Raw genomic sequence first — 1,772 nt, forward strand, 5'->3', positions numbered from 1 at the left:
CACCCTCGGACCCGCCCCCGCCGACGGCGAGGACGACCGGGGCGAGCGGGACATGGACCCCGACGCCCGCGCCCTGTGGGACGCCACCCTCGCCGCCCCCGGCGGCCCCCTGGCCGGGATGCGCCTGATCGCCGCCCGCGCCGAACCCGGACGCATCGCCTACCGCGTCCAGGCCGCCGACGACGAACTGATCTCCCTGCCCCACGCCCGCATCGCCCGCTCCCTCGGCATCCGCGATCGCGAGCTGGTGGTGTGCCAGCACGACGGCCTGGCCGACGGGATGGTGTCGGTCTATGAGGAGCACCCGCTGCTCACCGTCCGGGAGGCCACCGTCGCCGACCTCACCATGGACGATCAGGGTCGGATCGCGCTGGGCGTCCAGCACGACGGCCGGCCCGCCCGTATCCACCTCTACAAGCCCGCGTTGGGCGCGACGACCGACCTGTTCGTCGGAGCGCCCGGTGCCGGGAAATCGGTGGCCCTGAACACCTTGTTGATCGCGGAGCGGATCAGTGGGGTGGTCAGCCTGGTCGCCGACGCCCAGGACGGCATGAGCCTGCCCGAGTGCGACGGTCGCGTGGCTCATTTCGGCAAGGGGATCGCGGCCACCGGCGCCACGCTGGCCGCCGCCTACGCCGTCGCCAAGTACCGCCAGCAGGTCTCATCGGCCAACGGGTGGGGATCGTTCGCTCTCAACAGCCCGTGGCCGTTGGTGAACCTGACACTCGATGAGCTGAATCTGATCCTGTCGGCCGAAGCGGAGGTGTCCAAGGATTTCAAGCAGTGGGTGATCGCGCTGATCGCCGCGTTCCAGAGCACCGGAAGGAAGATGGGCGTCGGCATCCGGTTCGCCGCCCAGAGCATCCACCTCGCCGACCTCGGGGACAAGGCCAAGCTGCGCGCCAACGCCAAAACCGGCTCGGTGTGGATGGGCCGCACCACCAGCAGCACCACCCAGGGCATGGCCACCGACGGCGTCCTGCCCCCGCATGTGGAGCTGGTGCCGATCCCCGAACGGTTCGGCGGCGGCACCGATGTGGACGCCGCCTACGCGGGCTGCGAGGAAGCCCAGGGCCCGACCACGGCGGGCATGGCCAACCTCATCCAGGGCGGCACCGTGGCCCGGATGCGGGTGTGGCGGGCCGAGAAGATCGACCGCACCTACCCCCACCTGATCGCGTTGTACGAGTCCGCGCCGATGCCGCTGCTCACCGCAGAGGAGCAGAGCGTGTTCGACGACGCCTACGCCCGGGCGCTGGCCCGCGCGGAGCAGCTGCTCGCCGCCGACGACGGCAGCGGGGACGACGGGTTCGGCGAGGAGATCGGCGACGGCCTGGACCACCTCCTCGCGTCCCGCCCCGCCGCCCCGGCCGGACCCGCCCCGGTCGCCGACCGCATCCTCGCCGTCCTGGCCGAACACGGCCCGCTCCCGCTGCGCGAGATCCGCCGGCACCTGCCCGACCTCGCCGCCGGAACGGTCAACAACGCCGCCGGTGAACTCGCGGGCACCGGCGCCCTTGTGCGGCGTGGGCGCGGCGTCTACGCCCTGCCCGACCACCCCTGACCACCCACCGACTCGCGGCCCGCCCGGCACCCACCGGGCGGGCCGCCCCCATTCCCGCACCACCCGCCAGAGCCGAGGAGCGCCCCGTCATGACCGAGCCCACCACCCCGCTGACCGAGACCGAAGCCGCCCGCGAGGCGGCCCGGCTGATCGCCGACGCCTACCGCCCCACCACCCCGGCCGTGGTGCCCACCTCCTACCGCGACAC

General features: G+C 73.2%; 1 protein-coding gene. It reads left to right on the forward strand.

All coding sequences use genetic code 11. The features are described from left to right. A partial coding sequence (locus tag FOE67_RS24700) for a hypothetical protein (RefSeq protein WP_182667040.1) occupies positions 1–1,564 on the forward strand: 1,564 nt, incomplete at its 5' end. Positions 1,565–1,772 lie beyond the last annotated feature (208 nt).

This window comes from Streptomyces calidiresistens (assembly GCF_014141525.1).
GTDB classification, from domain to species: domain Bacteria; phylum Actinomycetota; class Actinomycetes; order Streptomycetales; family Streptomycetaceae; genus Streptomyces; species Streptomyces calidiresistens.